23 protein-coding genes are annotated in these 20,745 nt (G+C 64.4%); 15 read left to right on the top strand and 8 right to left on the bottom strand.

What is annotated here, in order from left to right; translation table 11 throughout:
* The first annotated feature begins 35 nt into the window (after positions 1-35).
* Complete coding sequence (locus ACWA1U_RS00165; RefSeq protein ID WP_463723340.1) at positions 36-398, top strand: DUF952 domain-containing protein; 363 nt, start codon at positions 36-38, stop codon at positions 396-398.
* A gap of 21 nt (positions 399-419) precedes the next feature.
* On the opposite strand, the gene ACWA1U_RS00160 is transcribed toward ACWA1U_RS00165, so the two are convergent.
* Positions 420-857, bottom strand: a complete 438-nt coding sequence (locus ACWA1U_RS00160) for a VOC family protein (protein WP_463723339.1) — start codon at positions 855-857, stop codon at positions 420-422.
* Between the two features lie 145 nt (positions 858-1,002).
* Here ACWA1U_RS00160 and ACWA1U_RS00155 point away from each other — a divergent pair, with 145 nt between their 5' ends.
* The 6 genes from ACWA1U_RS00155 (at position 1,003) to ACWA1U_RS00130 (ending at position 6,796) form a co-directional block, all read left to right on the top strand.
* Positions 1,003-1,212 carry a dodecin gene (locus tag ACWA1U_RS00155; RefSeq protein WP_463723338.1) on the top strand — a complete coding sequence of 70 codons (210 nt, stop codon included), beginning with the start codon at positions 1,003-1,005 and terminating at the stop codon, positions 1,210-1,212.
* Positions 1,213-1,371: 159 nt separating this feature from the next.
* The gene (locus ACWA1U_RS00150) at positions 1,372-2,997 is read left to right on the top strand and encodes an ABC-F family ATP-binding cassette domain-containing protein (RefSeq protein WP_463723337.1); all 1,626 of its coding nucleotides are present in this window, start codon (positions 1,372-1,374) and stop codon (positions 2,995-2,997) included.
* Positions 2,998-3,126: 129 nt separating this feature from the next.
* Positions 3,127-4,323, top strand: a complete 1,197-nt coding sequence (locus ACWA1U_RS00145) for a thiolase family protein (RefSeq protein ID WP_463723336.1) — start codon at positions 3,127-3,129, stop codon at positions 4,321-4,323.
* Positions 4,323-5,075 carry an enoyl-CoA hydratase/isomerase family protein gene (locus tag ACWA1U_RS00140; protein WP_463723335.1) on the top strand — a complete coding sequence of 251 codons (753 nt, stop codon included), beginning with the start codon at positions 4,323-4,325 and terminating at the stop codon, positions 5,073-5,075. The genes ACWA1U_RS00145 and ACWA1U_RS00140 overlap by 1 nt, the downstream gene beginning before the upstream one ends.
* Complete coding sequence (locus ACWA1U_RS00135; RefSeq protein ID WP_463723334.1) at positions 5,072-5,923, top strand: 3-hydroxyacyl-CoA dehydrogenase family protein; 852 nt, start codon at positions 5,072-5,074, stop codon at positions 5,921-5,923. The genes ACWA1U_RS00140 and ACWA1U_RS00135 overlap by 4 nt, the downstream gene beginning before the upstream one ends.
* Before the next feature lie 36 nt (positions 5,924-5,959).
* Complete coding sequence (locus ACWA1U_RS00130; RefSeq protein ID WP_463723333.1) at positions 5,960-6,796, top strand: endonuclease/exonuclease/phosphatase family protein; 837 nt, start codon at positions 5,960-5,962, stop codon at positions 6,794-6,796.
* Here the strand turns inward: ACWA1U_RS00130 and ACWA1U_RS00125 are convergent.
* Entirely contained in the window at positions 6,793-7,617 is an 825-nt protein-coding gene (locus tag ACWA1U_RS00125) for an SGNH/GDSL hydrolase family protein (RefSeq protein WP_463723332.1), read from the bottom strand. The genes ACWA1U_RS00130 and ACWA1U_RS00125 overlap by 4 nt on opposite strands.
* A 60-nt stretch (positions 7,618-7,677) precedes the next feature.
* Here ACWA1U_RS00125 and ACWA1U_RS00120 point away from each other — a divergent pair, with 60 nt between their 5' ends.
* Both ACWA1U_RS00120 and ACWA1U_RS00115 read left to right on the top strand, forming a co-directional pair.
* A complete protein-coding gene (locus ACWA1U_RS00120) occupies positions 7,678-8,418 on the top strand; it encodes a tyrosine-protein phosphatase (RefSeq protein WP_463723331.1) in 741 nt (246 codons plus the stop codon).
* The gene (locus tag ACWA1U_RS00115) at positions 8,415-9,011 is read left to right on the top strand and encodes a GNAT family N-acetyltransferase (RefSeq protein WP_463723330.1); all 597 of its coding nucleotides are present in this window, start codon (positions 8,415-8,417) and stop codon (positions 9,009-9,011) included. Before ACWA1U_RS00120 ends, ACWA1U_RS00115 begins: the two co-directional genes overlap by 4 nt.
* A gap of 62 nt (positions 9,012-9,073) precedes the next feature.
* Here the strand turns inward: ACWA1U_RS00115 and ACWA1U_RS00110 are convergent, their stop codons facing one another.
* Positions 9,074-9,424, bottom strand: coding sequence for a PaaI family thioesterase (locus tag ACWA1U_RS00110; protein ID WP_463725081.1), 351 nt, complete (start codon positions 9,422-9,424; stop codon positions 9,074-9,076).
* A gap of 166 nt (positions 9,425-9,590) precedes the next feature.
* Here ACWA1U_RS00110 and paaZ point away from each other — a divergent pair, with 166 nt between their 5' ends.
* Positions 9,591-11,675, top strand: a complete 2,085-nt coding sequence (gene paaZ / locus ACWA1U_RS00105) for a phenylacetic acid degradation bifunctional protein PaaZ (RefSeq protein WP_463723329.1) — start codon at positions 9,591-9,593, stop codon at positions 11,673-11,675.
* Between the two features lie 25 nt (positions 11,676-11,700).
* Here paaZ and ACWA1U_RS00100 read toward each other — a convergent pair whose 3' ends face one another.
* The gene (locus tag ACWA1U_RS00100; protein ID WP_463723328.1) at positions 11,701-12,531 is read right to left on the bottom strand and encodes a DUF427 domain-containing protein; all 831 of its coding nucleotides are present in this window, start codon (positions 12,529-12,531) and stop codon (positions 11,701-11,703) included.
* A gap of 158 nt (positions 12,532-12,689) precedes the next feature.
* Here ACWA1U_RS00100 and ACWA1U_RS00095 point away from each other — a divergent pair, with 158 nt between their 5' ends.
* From ACWA1U_RS00095 to ACWA1U_RS00085, 3 genes are read left to right on the top strand one after another with little or no spacing between them, the layout of a single operon-like run.
* Entirely contained in the window at positions 12,690-13,124 is a 435-nt protein-coding gene (locus tag ACWA1U_RS00095) for a hypothetical protein (protein WP_463723327.1), read from the top strand.
* Complete coding sequence (locus ACWA1U_RS00090) at positions 13,118-13,354, top strand: helix-turn-helix transcriptional regulator (protein WP_463723326.1); 237 nt, start codon at positions 13,118-13,120, stop codon at positions 13,352-13,354. The genes ACWA1U_RS00095 and ACWA1U_RS00090 overlap by 7 nt, the downstream gene beginning before the upstream one ends.
* Positions 13,351-14,322, top strand: a complete 972-nt coding sequence (locus tag ACWA1U_RS00085) for an NAD(P)-dependent alcohol dehydrogenase (RefSeq protein WP_463723325.1) — start codon at positions 13,351-13,353, stop codon at positions 14,320-14,322. The genes ACWA1U_RS00090 and ACWA1U_RS00085 overlap by 4 nt, the downstream gene beginning before the upstream one ends.
* 58 nt (positions 14,323-14,380) lie before the next feature.
* On the opposite strand, the gene ACWA1U_RS00080 is transcribed toward ACWA1U_RS00085, so the two are convergent.
* Genes ACWA1U_RS00080 through paaI form a run of 3 tightly spaced genes read right to left on the bottom strand, consistent with a single transcriptional unit; the run spans position 14,381 to position 16,834 of the window.
* Positions 14,381-14,983, bottom strand: coding sequence for a TetR/AcrR family transcriptional regulator (locus ACWA1U_RS00080; RefSeq protein ID WP_463723324.1), 603 nt, complete (start codon positions 14,981-14,983; stop codon positions 14,381-14,383).
* Positions 14,984-15,029: 46 nt separating this feature from the next.
* The gene (gene paaK, locus ACWA1U_RS00075; RefSeq protein ID WP_463723323.1) at positions 15,030-16,361 is read right to left on the bottom strand and encodes a phenylacetate--CoA ligase PaaK; all 1,332 of its coding nucleotides are present in this window, start codon (positions 16,359-16,361) and stop codon (positions 15,030-15,032) included.
* Positions 16,358-16,834: a hydroxyphenylacetyl-CoA thioesterase PaaI gene (paaI, locus tag ACWA1U_RS00070; protein WP_463723322.1), complete on the bottom strand. Its 477-nt coding sequence runs from the start codon at positions 16,832-16,834 to the stop codon at positions 16,358-16,360. Before paaI ends, paaK begins: the two co-directional genes overlap by 4 nt.
* 154 nt (positions 16,835-16,988) lie before the next feature.
* On the opposite strand from paaI, the gene ACWA1U_RS00065 reads away from it, so the two are divergent.
* Complete coding sequence (locus ACWA1U_RS00065; RefSeq protein WP_463723321.1) at positions 16,989-18,416, top strand: GH1 family beta-glucosidase; 1,428 nt, start codon at positions 16,989-16,991, stop codon at positions 18,414-18,416.
* On the opposite strand, the gene ACWA1U_RS00060 is transcribed toward ACWA1U_RS00065, so the two are convergent.
* Positions 18,396-20,561 (bottom strand): S9 family peptidase, encoded by a 2,166-nt coding sequence (locus ACWA1U_RS00060; RefSeq protein WP_463723320.1) that lies wholly within the window; start codon positions 20,559-20,561, stop codon positions 18,396-18,398. The two genes, ACWA1U_RS00065 and ACWA1U_RS00060, sit on opposite strands and share 21 nt — an antisense overlap.
* Here ACWA1U_RS00060 and ACWA1U_RS00055 point away from each other — a divergent pair.
* Entirely contained in the window at positions 20,560-20,742 is a 183-nt protein-coding gene (locus ACWA1U_RS00055) for a hypothetical protein (RefSeq protein WP_463723319.1), read from the top strand. The two genes, ACWA1U_RS00060 and ACWA1U_RS00055, sit on opposite strands and share 2 nt — an antisense overlap.
* The last annotated feature ends 3 nt before the right edge of the window (positions 20,743-20,745 follow it).

The following is a 20,745-nucleotide window of genomic DNA, read 5'->3' as shown; positions in this document are numbered from 1 at the left end:
AGGGAACTTCAAAGCGGTGGGCTACGATTCAGCACATGCGGATACTTCACCTTGCCTACGCCTCCGACTGGAACCGCGCAGCGCAGGCGGGCGACCCATATCTGGTCTCAACCGGGGGCGCCACGCTGGACGACGTAGGTTTCATCCACTGCTCCGAGCCCGACCAGCTTGCGCAGATCGCCGAGTTTCTCTACCGCGAAGACGCGCAGGAGGACGAACTGCTTGTCCTCGACATGGAGAGCGACGCCATCGAAGCGGACGGCGTTTCAGTGAAATGGGAGGACGGCGGTGACGGCACGCTCTACCCACACATCTACGGGCCCATCAAGCCGGAATACGTCAACGACGTCCTTCCGGCAGGGTTCGACGACGGCGGGCAGTTCCGGCTCGGGGTGTGAGCCGGGACTGGTATGTCAGTCTCAACCTAAGCAGAACTCGTTGCCCTCCGGATCGACCATGGTGTACCAGACGTGCGGCCCCTGATTTGCCTGATAGAGGAACGTAGCGCCACGGCTCTCCAGCGCCGCGCGCAGCGCATCCTTGTCTTCGCCGTCCAGGTTGATGTCCAGGTGGATTCGGTCCTTCACGGTCTTGGGCTCCGGCACCGTCTGGAATAGCAGCCGCTGCCTGCCCTTCCTACCCACCTCCTCAGGGCGGCAGACCGCAACGCCGTCCTTCCAGATACGCACTCCCTTGTGCTCTGTGAGGTCTTCCGGACTTGCATGGCCTTTGGCGAGCATCTCGTCGATGAAGTCCTGATTGCTTGGCTCGACCACCCAGCCCAGGGTTTCGGCCCACCAGTCGGCCTGCGAGTAGGGATCGGTGCAATCGATGGCTACCTGGATGTTGTACGTCATGCAGCCGAGCCTACGAGGCGAAGGATTGCCCGGACAGCCCCTCCAGGACAACCACGGTCCTGAATGGAGGTCTGGACCACTGGCCGGCAGGGGACTAGCGTGGCACCCACACGCCGCGTCAGCGGGACCACTTCAAGGAGGAAGCATGGCCAACCACACCTACAGCATTTCGGAAGTTGTCGGAACCTCACCGGACGGGATTGATGCGGCGGTGACCAACGCCGTGACCCAGGCAGCCAAGACACTGCGCAATCTCGACTGGTTCGAGGTAAAGGAGGTCCGCGGGCATTTGGTGGACGGCGCCGTCGCCGACTGGCAGGTTACGGTGAAGCTCGGGTTCCGGTTGGAGCCTTAGGACCGCAACCCGTTGACGAATCCTGACAACCCGGGCACTCTAGAGCCTATGTGGATGTAACCTGCAGATTTTCGGATATTCTCGCCGGCGTTGAGCTGGCCCCGATGCACAGTTCCGGGGCAGCTCCGCCGGCGTCCTTTCGATTCATGCGAGGTTCCCTTGACCCAATACCTTTCCCTCTCCGGCGTGTCCCATGGCTACGGCGACAAACTACTTCTCAATAATGTTGACCTGCTCATCAGCCGGGGTGAGCGCGTTGCACTGGTCGGCGAAAACGGTGCCGGAAAATCAACAATCCTCCGGCTGCTATCCGGACTCGAAACTCCCGACGCCGGTACCGTGAACACTGCCGCGACCGTCGGCTACCTGGCGCAGACACTCGATCACCCGGCGTCGGATTCTGTCGGCGATGTTATTGACTCAGCACTGTCCTTTATCCGGCTGGTGGAAGCCGAACTGCGCGGTTTGGAGGCGGACCTCGCAACTGCCGACCACGCCGCCCTTTCCCACTACGGCGACCTGCAGACCCGATTCGCCCTGCATGGCGGGTATGAGGTCGATGCCCGGGTGGATTCGGCCATGGAGCACCTCGGGCTCGCTGGCATCGGTCGGGAGCGTGAGTTGTCCTCCTTGTCCGGTGGAGAGCAGGAGCGGTTGGCGCTCGCCTGTCTGCTGGCTGACCCGGCGGCTATCCTCCTGCTCGACGAACCCACCAACCACCTCGACGACGACGCCGTTGCCTGGCTCGAGCGCCGGCTCGCATCACACCGCGGTGCTGTGCTGGCGGTCTCACATGACCGTGCGTTCCTGCGGACGTTCGCCACGGTCATCGTCGAGCTCGACGGCGACCGGAAGCACCTGGTGCGGTACGGCAACGGTTACGAGGGGTACTTGGCTGGGAAAGCCGCTGAACGGCGCCGGTGGGAGCAGGAGTACCAGCAGTGGCTTGACGCACAGGAGACCGAACGCCGTAAGGCAGCGACGGTCGGACAACGCATGGGTTACGGGCGCGTGCGCGACGGCGACAAGATGGGGTTCGACTTCAAGCAGGGCACCGTCCAGGAGGCTATGTCCAGCCAAAAGCGGAACGCCCTCGAGCGGCTGCGGAGGCTGCAGGAGAAACCGGTGGAGCGTCCGCCGCTGCCGCTTGCGTTGTCGGCACGCTTCGGAGGGCGAAACCTGCACGGTGACGTGATCACCGCGTCGGGACTTAGGGTCGGAAACCGGTTGTCGGTGCCGTCGCTCAGGATTGCCGCGGGGGAGAGGCTTTTGATCACCGGGCCGAAGGGTGCAGGCAAGACCACGCTCCTCAACGCGATCGCGGGCGCTGGTAGTGACGGCGGCGGCGCCGTCCGCCGGCGCGGAAGACTCGGCTACCTTCCGCAGGAACTCGCTCCGCCGAAGCATCCTTCGCAGCGGTTGCTCCCGGCGTTCGCCGCTGGCCTGCGCGGTGACATCGACGGGCACGCGGAGCGCCTGCTGAACCTGGGCCTGTTCCGTTCCTCGGACTTATTGGTGCCGGTTGGCGGTCTCTCGGCGGGCCAGTACCGCCGGTTGGCCCTCGCCCGGCTGCTCGTGGGTAGCTACGACATCCTGCTCTTCGACGAACCGACCAATCATCTCTCGCCGGTACTGGTGGGCGAACTGGAGGAAGCGCTCGCCGGATTTGCCGGAACGCTGCTGGTGGTCAGTCACGACCGTGAGTTACGCCGGTGGTTTGCGGGCCTGGACGGATCCGAGCTGCGGCTGGAGGCAGGGCGGGTGGCCGGGGAGCGGGCTGCCTGACCGTTGATCCAACATTTCCCGCGCGGTTGACCCCTCCGGCACCCCGTGCGATTCTTTATAGAACGAACGGTCGGTAATTCTGCGGCCCTCGACGTAACTCGCTGAACGACGACGATGACGGAGGCTGGCATGGCCGAGGCTTTTCTGGTGGGTGGGGTGCGGACCCCGGTGGGACGTTACGGCGGAGCGCTCTCCGCAGTCCGTCCGGATGACCTTGCTGCGCTGACGCTGCGGGAACTCGTCTACCGCACGGGCCTGGATCCGGAAGCCATCGAGGAAGTGATCCTCGGCAACGCCAACGGAGCCGGTGAAGAAAACCGGAACGTCGCCCGCATGGCGACCCTCCTCGCGGACCTTCCGGACTCCATCCCCGGAATCACCGTCAACCGGCTCTGCGCGTCCGGCCTCTCGGCGATCATCATGGCCTCGCACATGATCAAGGCGGGCGCGGCCGACGTCGTCATCGCCGGCGGCGTCGAGTCCATGAGCCGCGCACCCTGGGTGATGGAGAAGCCGACGACGGCGTTCGCCAAGCCGGGCGCGGTGTTCGACACTTCGATTGGCTGGCGCTTCACCAACCCCACTTTCGCGGCGCAGGAGAAGACCACATTCTCGATGCCCGAGACCGCGGAGGAGGTCGCCCGCGTTGACGGCATTACCCGCGACGACGCCGACGCTTTCGCCCTCCGCTCCCACCAGCGCGCGCTCAAGGCCATCGAGGCCGGCTACTTCAAGGACGAGATCGTCCCCGTGAACACGGTCAGCCGCAAGAAGAACGTCACGATCGACACCGACGAAGGCCCGCGCGCTGACACCACGCTCGAGGTGCTCGCAGGGCTCAGGCCCGTGGTGGCCAAGGGCGGCGTCGTGACTGCTGGTAACTCGAGTTCACTCAATGACGGAGCGTCCGCCGTCGTCGTTGCTTCGGAAGCAGCGTTGAGCAGGCTGGGCCTGACTCCGCGGGCCCGCATCGTGACGGGTGCGTCTGCGGGGGTATCGCCGGAGGTGATGGGCATCGGGCCGGTGCCGGCGACCCACAGGGTCCTCGAACTGTCCGGCCGGAGCATCGCCGACCTTGACGCCGTCGAACTCAACGAAGCCTTCGCCACGCAATCACTGGCGTGCATCCGTAGGTTGGGACTGGATGAGGAGATCGTCAACCGGGACGGCGGAGCAATCGCGCTTGGGCACCCGCTTGGATCCTCCGGCTCGCGCATTGCCATCACCCTGATGGGCCGCATGGAACGCGAGGGCGGACGGCTCGGACTGGCGACCATGTGCGTGGGCGTTGGCCAGGGGACCGCGATGCTGCTGGAGCGTGTGTGATGGAGACGCTCAAAACTGACGACGACGGTGACCGCCTAAGTGTCGAGCTGCACCGCCCGGAGGTGCGCAACGCAATCGACCAGCAGATGGTCGACGAACTCCACCAGGTGTGCGCGGACCTGGAACGCAATCCGCGGATCCTCATAGTTTCCGGGACCAGCGGCGTATTTGCTTCCGGCGCTGACATCGCCGAGTTGAAGGAACGACGGCGGGACGACGCCCTTGCCGGCATCAACTCCACCCTGTTCTCACGCATCGCCGAACTGCCCATGCCCGTCATCGCAGCACTGGACGGATATGCCCTCGGGGGCGGCGCGGAGCTGGCCTTCGCGGCGGATTTCCGGATCGGGACGCCCAGCCTCAAGATCGGCAACCCCGAGACCGGCCTTGGCATCCTTCCCGCGGCGGGCGCCACCTGGCGCCTACGGGAACTGGTGGGCGAACCACTCGCCAAGGAAATCCTCCTCGCCGGCCGCGTGCTGAACGCGGACGAGGCGCTCGCCGCCCGGCTCATTACGGAAATCCACCCAGCCGAGGACCTGTTGCAGGCAGCGAATGCACTCGCTGACCGCATCTCCCGACAGGATCCCCTGGCCACACGCCTGACCAAGAGCGTTTTCCATGCCCCGCGTGAGGCGCACCCGATGATCGATCAGCTGGCGCAGGCCATCCTGTTCGAATCCGACGCGAAGTTCGAGCGCATGCAGGCATTCCTCGACAGGAAGAACACAGACCGGAAGAAGAAACCATGACTGTACCTGGCATAGTGGGTGTGCTCGGGGGAGGGCGGATGGGCGCCGGAATCGCGCATGCCTTCTGCGTGGCGGGCGCCGCCGTCGTCGTCGTCGAACGGGACGACGCCGCCGCGGAAGCCGCACACGCACGCATCACTGCAGCGCTGGACCGGAGCATCGCCAAGGGAACGACGCCGGAGAGCCTCGACGCGCTCGCGGGCCGTGTGAGCGTGGCGACGGACTACGCAGCGTTCACGCCCTGCGGTCTCGTGATCGAGGCCGTGCCGGAGGACTTGGCGCTCAAGTCCGCCGCTTTGGCGGCGGTGGAGGACAAGCTCGACGACGGCGCCTGGCTGGCGACCAATACTTCGTCGCTCTCGGTAACGGAGCTGTCAGGCGTGCTGAAGCGGCCCGAGCGTTTCTGCGGGCTGCACTTCTTCAACCCGGTACCGGCGTCCACGCTCATCGAGGTGGTTCTCGCGCCGTCGACGTCAGCTGAACTGGAGGGCCTTGCCCGTGACTGGACCGGGGCATTGGGCAAGACACCGGTGGTTGTGAAGGATGCCCCCGGATTTGCCAGCTCCCGGCTTGGCGTGGCGATCGCCCTGGAAGCGATGCGCATGGTCGAGGAAGGTGTCGCATCGGCTGAGGACATCGACACGGCGATGGTGCTGGGCTACAAGCATCCCGTCGGGCCGCTGCGGACCACTGACATTGTCGGGCTGGACGTGCGGCTGGGAATCGCTGAGTACCTGGAGTCGACGCTGGGGGAGCGGTTCGCGCCGCCGCAGCTCCTCCGCGACAAGGTAGCCCGGGGTGAACTGGGCCGGAAGTCGGGCCAGGGCTTCTTCACCTGGGACGGGTAGTCCGGTCGGCGCGCCAAAAGGACTAGTGTTTTCTTCATGAGCGAGCGGACCCTGACGGATCAACCGTTAATCGGACGTGTCGAGGCGCCGGAACTGCATGTGATGACGTACAACATCCGCCGTAGGGTCGCTCACGTGAACCTCTGGAGCCACGATCACTGGTCGCGCCGCGAGCCGCTGCTGCGCAGGCTGCTGGCTGCCGAGCAGCCCACCATCCTCGGCGTGCAGGAAGCCATGCCGGACCAACTTCCGGCAATCCTCGAGGGGCTGGGCGCGCGGTACAGCAGCGTGGGGCGGGGAAGGAATGCAGACGGAGGCGGCGAGCAGTGCCCGCTGGTCTTCGACTCGGACCGGCTTGAGTTGCTCGAATGGGACCAGGATGCGCTCTCCAATACGCCGGATACGCCGGGCTCCAACAGCTGGGGGAACCTCATTCCCCGCATCATTGTGACCGCCCGCTTCCGCGACCGTGAAACCGGCAAGGAACTCACCGCAATCAATACGCATCTGGATCACATGTCGCGTAAGTCCCGGCAACTCTCTGCTGAGGCAATCCGGTCCCTGGTCGCGCGGACTGAGGGCGCCGTCGTCGTTCTTGGGGACTTCAACACAGGGGCGGCGTCGCAGCCCTACGTAGCACTGACCAGTGGCAAGGTGCTCACGGATGCGTGGGATGCGGCGGAGGAACGCCTGACTGAACTGTGGGGTACTTTCCCGCACTACCGCGCACCAAAGCAGGGACACAAGCGGATTGATTGGGTGATGGTCAACTCGGCGGTCACGGTGGTGGAGACCGGTATCAACACCGCCCGCTACAACGGCGCGTGGCCCTCGGACCACACGCCGGTGCAGGCGATCATCAGGGTCAATTAATCGATGGCCTTGCGCACCTCGGGAAGGTAGCCGGACTTGTAGCCCTTGGCGTTCGGGTGGAGATCATCCCTCGCGGTGAAGTTAGTGAAAGTGATCCACGGCTGCGGTGAGCCGATCCCGTGCTTGTCGAAGCGCTTTGTCACGTCCACATACTCGAAGCCGGCAGCCTCTGCCTGCGCCCGGATGACCTGGTTGAGCGCATCGGTTCCCGCGTTGAAGATTTCCTGCGCTTCGACGCTGAGGAGAGGTTCGTTGCCGAACTCGGGGGAGAACAGGTGCGGGTACCCGGTGACTATGACTTCCGCGTTTGGTGCCACAGCTCTGATCTGCGCGTAAAGCCTCTGCAGATCCGCGGCGAGGAAGGTGTTTGCGTAAGCCGTGGCGCCGTCGACTGCCTGCTGGCAAGCCACAGGGCCGGCTGTGCAAGCCCCGATGACTGTTCCGAAGTCCACATCATTCCCGCCAGCTGAGAGAGTGACCAACTTCGTCTGCGGGCCGATGGCGCCGAGCGCAACAAGCCCGCCCAACTGCTCGGGAACGTCCGGAACACCGTCTGAATCCGTGGCCGCACGGGCACCGGCGCAGGCCGCATTGAACGTCAGCTCGATCTGCTTGCGCTCATCCAGCAGCCCCGCGGTACCCAACGGCGACTGACCGCAGGCGTTCACATAGGAGCCCGCCCCGTACCCCGCCGCGTAAGAGTCACCAAGAGCCACGTAATTGATGGTGTCCAGCTTTGCCGCCGACGCTGGCAACACTGCAGAACCAATAACCAGACCCGACGCCATGAGGGCGCAGGCCGTCACCCGGAAAATTTTCATGCCTCACCGTACGCCTCTTTTGGCACGCTGAATATGGGAGCCGGACAGTTAGGGTGAAGCATGGCCTCGATTGACTTTGATGATGCACTCCGCGCCAGAACCGTTCTGTGGGAGGGCGCCGTGAACGCCCGCGACCTCGGCGGGGTCAGTGACGCGGTCAAACCCGGCCGGCTGTACCGGATGGGCCGCCACGAGTGGATCACCGAAGCGGGCTGGCAGCAGGCGTACGACGACGGCGTCCGTACCGTAGTGGACCTCCGGAACCCCGACGAGCGCGGACGCCGGGAGACGGACCCTGTGCTCAACGACGCCGTGCTGGAGCGGTTTCGCGTGGTGAATCGCCCCACCGAAGACCAGTCCGACAAGGAGTTCATGGCGCTGGCCGGCCCCTATCTCAATTCGCCTGAGTATTACGGGGAGAACCTGCGCCGTTGGCCTGAGAAAATTGCCGCTGTGGTGCGCGCCGTCGCGGAGGCGGATGGCGCCGTCGTCGTGCACTGCGCTGCTGGACGGGACCGTACAGGGATGGTGACGGCCGTGCTGCTCTCGGTCGCGGGGGTTCCTGCCGAGGTCATCGCTGACGACTACGCGCTCGGCGTGCACGGAATCAACGAGCACCACCTGGCGCAGGATCAGCCGCACGAAATCCCGAAGACGGCCGGGGAACTGCGTGAATGGATCGGGCACACGAAGGGCCACCTGTTGGAGTTGCTGGCGGATTTCGATGCCGAGGACTACCTGCTTGATGCGGGTCTATCACAGCGCGAGATCGACGCGGTGCGGGAACGGCTGACCGCGTGAGCGCACTGTCTCCCGTCACGCTGCAGGGTCAACGCGTGACGCTTGAGCCGCTCTCCATGGACCATCACGACGGCCTGGTTGAAGCCGTGAGTGACGGTGAGCTCTGGAATCTTTGGTACACGCGCATCCCCAAGCCTGAGCGGATGGCTGAGGAAATTGAACAGCGCCTAGCCAGACAACGGTCCGGTTCGATGCTGCCGTTCACTGCCCGCCGCACCGACACGGGTGAGGTTCTTGGCATGACCACCTACTGCAATATCAACGCCGATACGCCGAAAGTCGAGATCGGGTATACGTGGAACCGCGCGTCAACGCAGCGCACCGGCTCCAACGCCGAGAGCAAGCTGCTCCTGTTGACGCATGCTTTCGAGACGCTGGGGTGCACCGCCGTCGAGTTCCGTACGCACTGGATGAACCATCAGTCGCGTGAAGCAATTGCCCGCCTGGGTGCGAAGCAGGACGGCATCCTCCGGGGAGACGTCCGCATGCCGGACGGGACGGTGAGGGACACTGTGGTGTTCTCGATCATCGCCTCGGAATGGCCGATGGTCCGTTCCCATCTGCGCTACCGGCTCTTTAAGCCCCGCTCATAGAAGTTTTTGTCGCCTACTTGCTGCCCAACAGCTTCTCAGCCAGCAACTAGGCGACAAAAACTTCAGGGCTTGGCGAGCAGCAGGTTGGTGATGCGCAGGGTGCAGAGACGGCCGCCGTCGTCGTTGGTGATCAGCACCTCATGGGTGGTGAGGGTGCGGCCCAGGTGAATGGGCGTGGCGGTGATGGTGATGGTACCGTCGCGGGCGGACTTGTGGTGCGTTGCGGAAACGTCCACACCAACCGCCGTTTTACCGATGGTGCTCGCGTGGATGACGGCCGCCCAGGAGCCGACTGCCTCCCCGACAGCGAGGGAAGCCCCACCGTGCAAAAGGCCGAACGACTGCCGATTACCCTCCACCGGCATGGTCGCGACCACGCGCTCCACCGACTGTTCGAGGATCTTCACGCCCATTTTCTCGTCAAGTTCGCCGAGGGTGATCTGCCAGGGTTCGCCGGTCAAGTGAAGCTCCTAGGGGTGGGGCGGCTAAAGGGGTTCATGTACTCTGGACATATTACCGAACGTCCGTTCAGTAATGTTCCCTGCACCGTCCCGAGTTCCCCAATGCGAAAGGTCAACGATGACTTCGACCGCCCTCAGCGTGGACATTGTTCCCAGTTTCATCCGAGATGCGTGGTGGACCCCGGAACAGCACACCCTCTCCGCGGACAACTCCACCGAGGTACGCGACGCCAGCACCGGCGAACCCCTGGCGGTGGTGAGCACCAGCGGCCTGGACGTTGCCGACGTCGTCCACTACGCCCGCACCACGGGGCAGGCTGAGCTTGGGAAATTCACGTTCCACCAGCGTGCGTTGATGCTCAAGGCCCTCGCGCAGTTCCTGAACGGGCAGCGCGACCACCTCTACGAGCTGTCCGCCCGCACCGGCGCCACGAAGATCGACTCAATGGTGGATATCGATGGCGGCATCGGCGTGCTCTTCACCTTCGGCTCCAAGGGCCGCCGTGAACTGCCGAACTCGCAGGTGGTCATCGATGGGCCGGTGGAGGTGTTGTCGAAGGACGGATCCTTCATCGGTGAGCACATCTACACCCGCATTCCGGGCGTCGTGGTTCAGATCAACGCGTTCAACTTCCCGGTCTGGGGCATGCTGGAGAAGCTCGCGCCGTCGTTCCTGGCCGGTGTCCCGACCATCGTCAAGCCGGCCACGCCCACGGGCTACCTGACCGCTGCCGTCGTCAAGCTGATCATCGAATCCAACATCCTGCCGCTTGGTTCGTTGCAACTGATTTCAGGGCCAGCCCGGGACATCCTTGACCACCTCGACTACCGGGACCTGGTGTCCTTCACGGGCTCCGCATCCACTGCGAACAAGTTGAAGGCGCACGGGAACGTGGCAACCGGCGGCGTCCGGTTCACTTCGGAGACAGACTCCCTGAACGCCGCGATCCTGGGTGAGGATGCGGTGCCCGGCACCCCCGAGTTCGATGCCTTCATCAAATCCCTCGTCACCGAGATGACGGTCAAGGCCGGCCAGAAGTGCACCGGCATCCGCCGCACGCTGGTCCCCAAAGCGCTGGTGAACGACGTCGTTGCTGCCGCCCGTGACCGCATCGAGCAGCGCGTCACGCTCGGTGACCCACGAGCGGAGGGTGTCACCATGGGTGCGCTCGCATCGCTTGACCAGTTGCGGGACGTACGAGCCGCCGTCGAGTCCATGATTGCCGCCGGCGGCGAGTTGGCTTACGGGACGCTCGATTCGCCGCGGGTAACGCTCGCTGACGGAACGATCGACGTCGCCGAGGGCGGCGCGTTCATGGCCCCCGTGCTGTTGACCTGGGAAAATGCGGACGCCGTCGAACTTCACACCGTTGAGGCCTTCGGTCCCGTGGCGTCGGTAGTAGGGTACGACGACGTCGCCCACGCCGTTCGCCTGGCCGCCATGGGCGAGGGATCCCTCGTAGCGACGGTGTGCACGAATGATCCCGCTGTAGCGCGGGAACTGGTGACGGGAATCGCTGCCCACCACGGGCGGGTGCTGGTGCTGAACCGTGAGGACGCGCGTTCTTCCACCGGGCATGGATCGCCGGTGCCGCACCTGGTGCACGGTGGCCCCGGCCGCGCCGGTGGAGGTGAGGAACTCGGCGGCATCCGGTCCGTGCTGCATCATATGCAGCGCACGGCCCTGCAGGGTTCGCCGAACATGCTCACCGCGGTGACCGGTGTCTGGCATGCCGGTGCGGACCGGAACTTCGATGAGGAGCACCCGTTCCGTAAGAGCCTTGCTTCCCTGCGGGTCGGTGATGCTGTGCGGTCGGAGCTGCGGCAGGTGACCCTTGAGGACATCACGGCGTTCGCGAATACCACCGGTGACAAGTTCTACGCCCACACGAACGAGGAAGCGGCCGCCGCCAACCCGTTCTTTCCGGGCATCGTTGCTCACGGGTACTTGCTGCTTTCGTGGGGTGCTGGACTGTTCGTGGAGCCTGCTCCGGGCCCGGTACTTGCGAACTATGGACTGGAAAACCTGCGGTTCATCACGCCGGTTGCCGCCGGCGACTCGATCCGGGTGACCCTGACGGCCAAGCGCATCACTCCGCGCGAGGACGAGGAGTACGGCGAAGTCGCCTGGGACGCGGTGCTGACGAACCAGGAGGACGAGATCGTGGCAACCTACGACGTCCTCACCCTCGTGGAGAAGTAGGCACGCCGCCGGTCTTAGGCTGAGCCTATGACCAAGGCGTAACGGGCTTCTCCTGCTGTGCCCCGTCGACCAGCACATCGACCCGCTCGTTAAAGAAGCACACCCGGTCGTGAATCTGGGTGGCGTCAGGGAAGCGTGAATCATACTGCCACGCGATGTCCTTACCCTTCGGTGACTTCGGGTAGGAGATGTAGCTCGCTTTGCCCTTGTAGGGGCACACCGTTCGGGTTTCACTCGGCTCCAACACCTCAAACCGGACGTCGTCCGGTGGGATGTATAGGCGCGGGGGCAGGAAAGTCTCATAGAGCAGTGCGGCGCGCGACGTCTCCGCGAGGACTGCGCCTTCCATCTCAATCCTGATGCGTTCGGATGAATCGCGGACATCGATGCGGTGGAACGGGTCTCGGGGGTGCCCGATGATGACCTCGTCGTCCTCCCGCCATTCCAGGGCATCGAAGTCGAGAAGGACATACCCGGCAAGTGCGGGCTCATCCGGGCGAAAGGCGGCTCCGGGCAGGGAGGTACCGCCGACGGTGAGAGTCAACGGGGTACCAGCGGTGGTGTGCCGGCTGAAGCCTGTGCGGGGATCGAGGACAGGCGGGGCGTCCAGCATAATCGCGACCGGGTACTCCTCCCCGGCTCCCTGGTCCACACCGGCGGGGGACAGTTCTGCCTGAAGATCCTCCTCCGGCACCGCAAAGATCGGTGTGACCCGCCTGGGTTCCCAGACAAGCAGTGCTCGGCGGGTGTCTGTAATCGTGGCTCCGTCGAGGTCACCGCGAATCCGTTTTAGCGTGGGTTCGTAGCGAAGCTCGGGGAGCAGGCCGAAAAGGGTGTCGGACAGCTTTGCGGTCATGAATTCAGGGTCCACTTCGGCCCCGGAACAGTCAAGGGTTTCGCCTGGGAATTCAGGGGTGATGGAGGCCCTCTGGCTAGTGATGTAAAAGATTGTTGACATGCCTCAGTCGCGGGCGTAGCTTGTGTATGTCAACAATTTTTTACATGGGAGTGGTCATGTCAGCGCAGGAAAAGAACGCCTGGGTTCTCGGGTTGGTCGCAGTGCTTGGGTATGCGGTCTACCTCGGACTGCTACTCAGCAGCGGCTCCGACCCACTTCCCGAGCGCCCCTACGCGCCGATCATGGTCTGGACAATCGTCGGCGGAATCGTCGCCGGTATCGTCATCAACATTCTCGTCGGTATTGTCTCCGGTATGTTCCGGCGGGATGCCGGGCGGGTCGACCAGCGGGACCGGCAGATTGCACGGTTCGGTGACCAGGTCGGTCAGTCGTTCGTCATCCTCGGTGCAGTCGTTGCACTGTCGCTCGCGATGCTCGAATCGGACGCCTTCTGGATTGCGAATGTGATTTACCTGGGGTTCGTGTTGTCCGCGGTCCTCGGGTCCATCACCAAGATCATCGGCTACCGCCGGGGGCTGCCGGAATGGTGAAGCCCACCCGCGTAACCAACTCGATCCGTGCCTTGCGAGCCATGAACGGGGAGATGACCCAGGCACAGCTCGCAGACCGGATCGGCGTCACCCGCCAGACTGTGATCGCCATCGAGCAGGGCCGCTACTCCCCAACACTCGAGCTCGCATTCCAGATCGCGCGAGTCTTCGGCGTCGGACTGGACGCCGTCTTCCACTACCCGGACACCGATGAAGGAGCATCCCAATGAGGGCAATCGTGCAGGACGAATATGGAGACGCGGAGGTGCTGCGCCTTGAGGAGGTTGCGCGGCCGGAGCCCGGACGCAAGCAGGTCCTCATCCGCGTCCGGGCGGCTGGCGTCGACCCCAGCGTCTGGCACATTATGGCCGGTCAGCCTGTGGGCTTTCGGCCAGCCTTCGGCGTACGCAGGCCGCGGCAGCGCACTCGAGGGGCGGATGTCGCAGGCATTGTCGAAGCGGTCGGCCCCGAGGTCACCCGGTTCGTCCCGGGCGACGAGGTCTTCGGCGTCGCATCCGGCAGCTATGCCGACTTCGCGCTCGCCTCGTCAGAGAAGGGCTTGGCGCATAAGCCAGCAGGCTTGAGTTTCACAGAAGCGGCGGTCATCCCGGTTTCCGGCTGCACCGCGCTTCAGGGCCTTCGGCTGGGTGGAGTGACGGCAGGTTCGCGGGTGCTTGTGCTCGGCGCTTCGGGCGGCGTCGGATCATTCGCCGTGCAGTTGGCAAAGGCGCTCGGCGCCCACGTCACCGGTGTTGCAAGCACGGGCAAGCTGGATTTCGTCCGGGATCTCGGTGCCGATGAGGTGATGGATTACACGCAGCAGGACCCGGTGGACGGTGCAAGCCTCTTCGACCTGATACTCGACACCGGCGGCAACCGCCCGCTGGGGAAGTTGCGGCGGGCACTCGCCCCCGGCGGGACGCTCGTCATCGTCGGCGGGGAGGGCGGCCGAGGACTGCTTGGGGGCTTCGAGCGGGCGATGCTCGGGGCACCTGCTCTGGCGCTGATCACCCGTCAGAAACTTCGGGGTCTCACGGCCACAACACGCCGCGACGACCTCATTGCACTCGCCGGGTTCATCGAAGCAGGCCAGCTGCGCGTGCCACTGGAGCGCACCTTCGAACTCGAGGAGGCTCCGGACGCCATCCGCTACCTTCGTGCGGGGAACGTGCGTGGCAAGGTCGCCATTACCGTCTGACACTTGCACTGACTCTGCGGAGGTTATCTGCCGCCGTGCACGCTCGACGCACCTGGGATCAGGCGTGGTGAAGGCCCTCGAAAACCATGGCGATCACGTCATCAGCCAGTTGGTCGGGTGTCAGGGGGCCACCGGGTTTGTACCACTCGACCAGCGAGTTGATGGTTCCGAACAACAGCCTGGTGGTGGTGCGCGGGTCGATATCCTTTCGGATTGAACCCTCGGAGCGGGCGGCTTCCACGAGTGCGGCCACCTGATGGTCGAAGGCACGACGACGCTCCAGGGCCTCGCGCTCAACCTCCGTATTGCCGCGCAGGCGAAGTAGCAGCGTCACGAACGGCAGACGTGCGATCAGCACGGAGATGGTGCCCCGCAACACGTATTCGAGGCGTTGGTCAGCTTTCCCGGAGGTTGCATCCGCCTCCGTCAGCACTGCTTCCAGGCCACCGAGCGCGTGGTCGAGTGCCAACCGCAGCAGGTCCCCTTTCGACGGAACGTGGTGGTAGATCGCCGACTTACTGATCCCCAGGTTCTCCGCAAGGACGCCCATCGAGGTTGCCTCGTAGCCATGGCGGTTGAACACGTCAACGGCAATGTTGAGGACGGTCTGCTGGTCGTATCCGGGACGGCCCCTGCGGGTGGCGGCCTGTGAGCTGGGCATACGGGATATTTTCGCATGAACGTTCGGTCGGATCAGGCAGGGGGACTCACGGCTTCGGCCGCAGGTCGTAGATCCGCTTCAACTTTCCGCTCGATCGGGCAAGTGAACCTACCTCGACCACCGATACTGCGCAGCTCGAGCCGATGTGGATCTTGATCTGCTCGCTCAGCAAAGAAGCGGCGGCAGCGGCGTCATCACTGGATACGCCGTCACGGGGCTCTATGCGCACGGTCATCTGATCCATCCGCTGGCCCTCCGGCCGCGTGAGTTCCAGCTGGAAGTGCGGGCTGAGCGCAGGGATGCGAAGTGCGATCTCCTCAATCTGGGTGGGGAAAAGATTCACGCCGCGCAGAATGATCATGTCATCGCTGCGGCCGGTGATGCGCTCCATGCGCCGCATGCCCGGGCGGGCTGTCCCGGGCAGGAGGCGGGTCAGGTCATGTGTCCGGTAGCGGATGATCGGGAGTGCTTCCTTGGTGAGGGAAGTGAAGACAAGCTCGCCGGGCTGCCCGTCGTCGAGCGCTGCATCAGTGAATGGATCGATGATCTCGGGGCGGAAATGGTCCTCCCAGATGTGCGAGCCGTCCTTGGTCTCCACGCATTCACCGGCAACCCCGGGCCCCATGACCTCTGAGAGCCCGTAGATGTCGCAGGCGTCGAAGCCCATCCGCTGCTCAAGCTCGTGCCGCATCTCCGAGGTCCAGGGTTCGGCGCCCAGAACGGCCGTCTTCAGGGAGGTGCTCCTGGGGTCGATGCCTGCCTCGACCATGGCATCGAGGATGGTCAGCAGGTAGGTCGGTGTGGCAAGGATTGCGTCCGGCTCGAAGTCCCTGATGAGTTGCACCTGGCGTTCGGTTTGCCCGCCAGAAATGGGGATGACGGTGCAGCCGAGCTTCTCGGCACCGAAGTGGGCCCCGAGGCCGCCGGTAAACAGTCCATAACCGTAGGCGTTGTGGACCTTGTAGCCCTTCTTGACCCCGCTTGCGCGCAGCGATCGGGCCACGAGTGACGCCCAACGGTCAAGATCACCTGTGGTGTAGCCGACAACGGTCGGCCGCCCTGTGGTTCCGGAAGAAGCGTGGACCCTGGCGACCTGCTCCTGGGGCACGGCGAACATCCCGAACGGATACGTCTGGCGAAGGTCTTCCTTGGTGGTGTAGGGAAACTTGGCCAGATCGGAGAGTTCCCGAAGGTCGGTGGGGTGAACGCCGGCGTCGTCGAACTTGCGGCGGTACAGCTCCACGCGCTCGTAGGCGTACTTCACCGTCCACTGCAGCCGCTCCAGTTGCAGTTCCTCAATGCGCCCGCGGTCATAGGTTTCCTCGGCGTCCAGCTCGGCTGTTTCCGCGGGGCTTGCCTTGATGGCTGTGGTGATCATGCTTCTCCTTCTCCGGGAGCGTGCGTTCTTGACGGGTCAGACGTACGTGAGCGGTTGGGAATGGTGCGCGAGCGTCCCGTGAAGAGGGCGACGAGGCGACCGCCGTCGTCGTTCCCTGCAGTAATGGTGATGTCGTAAATGCCGCTGCGCCCGGTGGAGGCTCTTTTGTTCGCGACGGCGGTGAGCAGTTCGCCCGGCAGCGCCGCGGAAATGAAGTTGATGTCGACGCCGGAGGCAACCGTGACGGTGTCGGTTTCCCCCATCGGATTGCACGCCAGGGCGAACGCGGAATCCGCGAACGCGAACACCATCCCTCCGTGCGCTATGCCGAATCCGTTGAGCATCTCCTCACGCAACCTCATGGATATGGTGGCGTGTCCGTCCTCGAGCTGGACCACATCGATTCCCAGCCAGGCGGAGGCGTGATCCTTCGCCAGGATGGGGTGTGCTGGGCGGACGTCAGTGTCCTTCATGGGGGCCTCTCGAATTATTTACCGATCGTTCATTAGGTAATACCCCGACACCCACCACTGTCAAGCAGTTGGAGGTACTGTGACACCTCAGGTTGTGTGACGCGGCACTTCGAGCAGATCCGGCCGAACCGCCCAGGCAAGGAGCACCTAAAAGATGACCTCAGGCCCGTCTTTCCCCGACCATTTCGTATGGGGTGCAGCCACCGCCGCCTACCAGATTGAAGGCGCCGTCCACGAAGATGGCCGGCAGGATTCGATCTGGGATGTCTTCGCCCGCGTCCCCGGGGCGGTTGCGGACGCCCACAACGGTGACGTGGCCTGTGACCACTACCATCGATCCTTCGCCGATGTGCAGCTGATGCAGGACCTCGGGTTGAAGGCGTACCGGTTCTCCACCTCCTGGGCGCGCTGTATGCCGGACGGCCGCACACCGAATCCGGCGGGCATCCAGTTCTACTCTGATCTGGTCGACAAGTTGCTCGCCGCGGGAATCACCCCCTGGCTCACCCTGTACCACTGGGACCTGCCGCAGGCGCTGGAGGACGAAGGCGGCTGGACGAACCGGGAAACGGCCGTCCGTTTCGCCGAATACGCCGCCGTGATGCACGCGGCGCTGGGGGACAGGGTGCGCTTCTGGGCCACCCTGAACGAACCGTGGTGCGCAGCGTTCCTCGGCTACGCGTCAGGGGAGCACGCTCCCGGCAGGCAGGAGCCCAAGGCTGCACTCGCCGCGGCGCATCATCTGCTGCTGGCTCATGGCCTGGCGGTTCGCGGGTTGCGCAGCCTGGACCCGGACCTGCAACTCGGCATCACGCTCAATTTCACGGTCCCGGATCCCCTGGACCCGTCCAGCGAAGCGGACCAGGACGCTGCCCGCCGGATCGACGGCCAGTTCAACCGCATCTTCCTGGACCCGGTGGTCAAGGGTGCTTACCCGCAGGACGTGCTCGACGACGTCCGTCACCTCGGCTTCGAAGAACACATTCAGTGTGGAGACACGGAGATCATCGCCCAACCGATCGACTTCCTGGGCGTGAACTACTACCACGGAGAGGCGGTTACCGCGCAGCCGCAGCCCGAGGTAATGGCTGCCACGAATCCCGTACGGACCGTCTCCTCACCGTACGTGGCGGCGGAGGGGGTGTCCTCCGTGCCCCGCGGCCTCCCCGTCACCTCGATGGGTTGGGAGGTGCAGCCCGAGGGCCTGCACCGGCTCCTGCTGCGCTTGCAACGCGACTACACCGGGCCCAAGGGGATACCGATGTACCTCACCGAAAACGGGGCAGCGTACGACGACGTCCCGGACCACCAGGGGTACGTCAACGACACAGACCGGTTGGCCTTCATCGCCGCGCACCTCGAAGCGGTCAGCCAGGCAATCAGCGACGGCGCGGACGTCCGCGGCTACCTCGTGTGGTCCTTGATGGACAACTTCGAGTGGGGATGGGGTTACCATAAGCGGTTCGGGATAGTCCGGGTGGATTATGAGACCCAGGAGCGCATTCCGAAGGCGAGCGGCCGGTGGTACGGAGAGGTAGCCCGCAGTAACCAACTGGTCTCCCTAGACGTTGGCGGCGCCTGAGAGTATGCGCGTGGCGCCCAGGGCGTCAGCTGCAAAGGCATAGTCCCAGGCCACGTCCTTCCACTGCTCGTACCGGCCGCTCGCGCCTCCATGGCCGCCGTCCATCTCGGTCTTCAGCACGATCGGCTCGTCTCCGGTGGTCACCTCGCGCAGCTTCGCAACCCACTTGGCCGGCTCGACGTACAGCACACGGGTGTCATTGAAGCTCGTGACCGCTGCGATGCGCGGGTAGGCGGTGGCGCGTACGTTCTCGTAGGGCGTGTACTCCTTCATGTAGCGGTAGACCGAAGGATCGGTGATCGGGTTGCCCCATTCCTCCCATTCGAGGGCTGAAAGGGGCAGCTCCGGGTCGAGGATGGTGGTGAGGGCGTCCACGAACGGGACCTGCGCCACGATGGCACGGTATTTCTCGGGGGCGAGGTTCACGACGGCGCCCATCAACAGGCCGCCCGCGGAACCACCGATGGCCGCGACCCGGTCCGGGTCCACCCAGCCGGTCCCGGCCATGTGGGTGGTGGCGTCGACGAAGTCCGTGAAGGTGTTCTTCTTCGCAAGCTTCTTGCCGTTCTCATACCAGGAACGCCCCATTTCCCCACCGCCGCGGATGTGTGCCACAACAAAGATGACGCCGCGGTCCAGCAGGGACAACCGGGAGATCGAGAAACCCGGATCCATGCTGATCTCGTAGCTTCCGTAGGCATAGATCACGGCCGGGTTGGAGCCGTCCTGCTGGAGGTCCCGGCGGCGCAGCACTGACAGCGGGATCTGCGTGCCGTCTGCCGCGGTGGCCCACTGGCGCTCCGCGACGTATTCCTCGGAACGGTAGCCGCCGCGCACTTCGGTCTCCTTGCGGAGGGTCAGCTCACCGCCGTCGAGCAGGTAGTCGTAGACCCGCGGCGGGGTGAAGTAGGACGCGTAGGAGAGGCGGATCACGGGCGCTTCGAACTCAGCGCCCGCCAGATTGCAGGTGTAGAGCGCCTCATCGAACGCCGGTTCAAGCGGTGCGTGCTGGCCCGGTGAGCCGAGGTACTCACGGGGGAGGATCTGCACGCGCATGGTGGTGTCTTTGCGTACCGAGACCAGGACGTGCGTGGAGGTGACCGTAGCGCCGTGGACGCGGACGGCGTCGTCGTGATCCACCACTGTGGACCACTCCTGTTCCGCCAGGGGGCGCTCAAACTGTTCGGCACCGACCAGGCTCACCATCGAGTTCTTCGCGCCGCGGTCATGGGTGAGCAGGTAGTGCAGCCGGCTGTCGATGGTCAGGGGTTCAGCCTCGTACAACACCCGCTCGGAACGGGGGATGAGCGTGGTGAGCCCGGCGTCCTGGTCGCGGAGGTCCAGGACCCGGTATTCGCTGTACTCGGAGCAGCCGATGCCGATGAGCAGCTGCGTGCGGTCTGCGGAGAGGTCGAAGCCGGTCCACATCGCGACGTCGTCCTCCTGGTAGACCAGGACGTCTTCGTCCGTGGAAGTGCCAAGGGTGTGGGATTTCACCTGGTAAGGGCGCCAGCTGCTGTCGACGACGGTGTAGAAGACCTGCCGTCCGTCGGGGGAGAAGGCCAGGCCGTAGAAGACGTTGGGAATCTCATCCGCCAGCAGTTCACCGGAGCGCAGGTCCTTGATGCGCAGGGTGAAACGCTCATCACCCGCATTGTCCACGCTGAACGCCAGGAGGTTGCCGTCCTCGTTCACGGTGAGCCCGCCTATTGAGAAGAACGGCTTGCCTTCAGCTTCAGCGTTGCCGTCTAGCAGTACTTCCTCACCCTGGACCGGATGCCCGGGTACCACAGCCGGCGGCGTCCAGTCCTGCGCGATGTCTCCCGAGTCCTCCGCCTTGACCCGGCAGTAAATGGGGTACTGCTTGCCCTCTTCGGTGCGCGAGTAGTACCACCAGCCCTTCTTGCGGGCCGGCACGGAGAGGTCGGTCTCCTGGGTACGGTTCTTGATCTCATTGAACATGTCTTTGCGCAGCTGTTCCTGGCCGGAGGTGACGGCGTCGGTGTACGCGTTCTCCGCGCTCAGGTGTTCCACAACCTCGGGGTTTTCCTTGGCGCGGAGCCATTCATACTCGTCAATAAAGGTGTCGCCGTGGTGGGTGCGCTCGGTCGGAACCTTCTTGGCAAGGGGAGGAGTGAGAGTCATGCGCCCATCCTGCCAGAGCCGGAAACGACGAGGGCGCACGTTCGCTCCGGGCGTGCGTGCACAGCAGGACGACGACGAAGGCGGCCCGGCGCCCCTGGTTCTGTCCGTCGTCGTGCATTTCATCCTGAAGGCTGACCAGGCGGGTCCAAATGCCCGCAACCACGTGCCCGGCAAAGCCTAAGCT

It is taken from the genome of Arthrobacter sp. TRD_SC_6 (genome assembly GCF_055361185.1).
This window is presented reverse-complemented; position numbering and strand designations above follow the sequence as displayed.

What these genes read in the sequence shown, in the direction of transcription:
- ACWA1U_RS00055 (WP_463723319.1), top strand. Translation starts at nt 20,560, where the DNA reads ATGCGCCCATCCTGCCAGAGCCGGAAACGACGAGGGCGCACGTTCGCT.
- ACWA1U_RS00145 (WP_463723336.1), top strand. Translation starts at nt 3,127, where the DNA reads ATGGCCGAGGCTTTTCTGGTGGGTGGGGTGCGGACCCCGGTGGGACGT.
- ACWA1U_RS00165 (WP_463723340.1), top strand. Translation starts at nt 36, where the DNA reads ATGCGGATACTTCACCTTGCCTACGCCTCCGACTGGAACCGCGCAGCG.
- ACWA1U_RS00065 (WP_463723321.1), top strand. Translation starts at nt 16,989, where the DNA reads ATGACCTCAGGCCCGTCTTTCCCCGACCATTTCGTATGGGGTGCAGCC.
- ACWA1U_RS00100 (WP_463723328.1), bottom strand. Translation starts at nt 12,531, where the DNA reads ATGACCGCAAAGCTGTCCGACACCCTTTTCGGCCTGCTCCCCGAGCTT.
- ACWA1U_RS00090 (WP_463723326.1), top strand. Translation starts at nt 13,118, where the DNA reads ATGGTGAAGCCCACCCGCGTAACCAACTCGATCCGTGCCTTGCGAGCC.
- paaI (WP_463723322.1), bottom strand. Translation starts at nt 16,834, where the DNA reads ATGAAGGACACTGACGTCCGCCCAGCACACCCCATCCTGGCGAAGGAT.
- ACWA1U_RS00125 (WP_463723332.1), bottom strand. Translation starts at nt 7,617, where the DNA reads ATGAAAATTTTCCGGGTGACGGCCTGCGCCCTCATGGCGTCGGGTCTG.
- ACWA1U_RS00085 (WP_463723325.1), top strand. Translation starts at nt 13,351, where the DNA reads ATGAGGGCAATCGTGCAGGACGAATATGGAGACGCGGAGGTGCTGCGC.
- ACWA1U_RS00155 (WP_463723338.1), top strand. Translation starts at nt 1,003, where the DNA reads ATGGCCAACCACACCTACAGCATTTCGGAAGTTGTCGGAACCTCACCG.
- paaK (WP_463723323.1), bottom strand. Translation starts at nt 16,361, where the DNA reads ATGATCACCACAGCCATCAAGGCAAGCCCCGCGGAAACAGCCGAGCTG.
- ACWA1U_RS00095 (WP_463723327.1), top strand. Translation starts at nt 12,690, where the DNA reads ATGTCAGCGCAGGAAAAGAACGCCTGGGTTCTCGGGTTGGTCGCAGTG.
- ACWA1U_RS00160 (WP_463723339.1), bottom strand. Translation starts at nt 857, where the DNA reads ATGACGTACAACATCCAGGTAGCCATCGATTGCACCGATCCCTACTCG.
- ACWA1U_RS00120 (WP_463723331.1), top strand. Translation starts at nt 7,678, where the DNA reads ATGGCCTCGATTGACTTTGATGATGCACTCCGCGCCAGAACCGTTCTG.
- ACWA1U_RS00140 (WP_463723335.1), top strand. Translation starts at nt 4,323, where the DNA reads ATGGAGACGCTCAAAACTGACGACGACGGTGACCGCCTAAGTGTCGAG.
- ACWA1U_RS00130 (WP_463723333.1), top strand. Translation starts at nt 5,960, where the DNA reads ATGAGCGAGCGGACCCTGACGGATCAACCGTTAATCGGACGTGTCGAG.
- ACWA1U_RS00060 (WP_463723320.1), bottom strand. Translation starts at nt 20,561, where the DNA reads ATGACTCTCACTCCTCCCCTTGCCAAGAAGGTTCCGACCGAGCGCACC.
- paaZ (WP_463723329.1), top strand. Translation starts at nt 9,591, where the DNA reads ATGACTTCGACCGCCCTCAGCGTGGACATTGTTCCCAGTTTCATCCGA.
- ACWA1U_RS00135 (WP_463723334.1), top strand. Translation starts at nt 5,072, where the DNA reads ATGACTGTACCTGGCATAGTGGGTGTGCTCGGGGGAGGGCGGATGGGC.
- ACWA1U_RS00110 (WP_463725081.1), bottom strand. Translation starts at nt 9,424, where the DNA reads ATGGGCGTGAAGATCCTCGAACAGTCGGTGGAGCGCGTGGTCGCGACC.
- ACWA1U_RS00080 (WP_463723324.1), bottom strand. Translation starts at nt 14,983, where the DNA reads ATGCCCAGCTCACAGGCCGCCACCCGCAGGGGCCGTCCCGGATACGAC.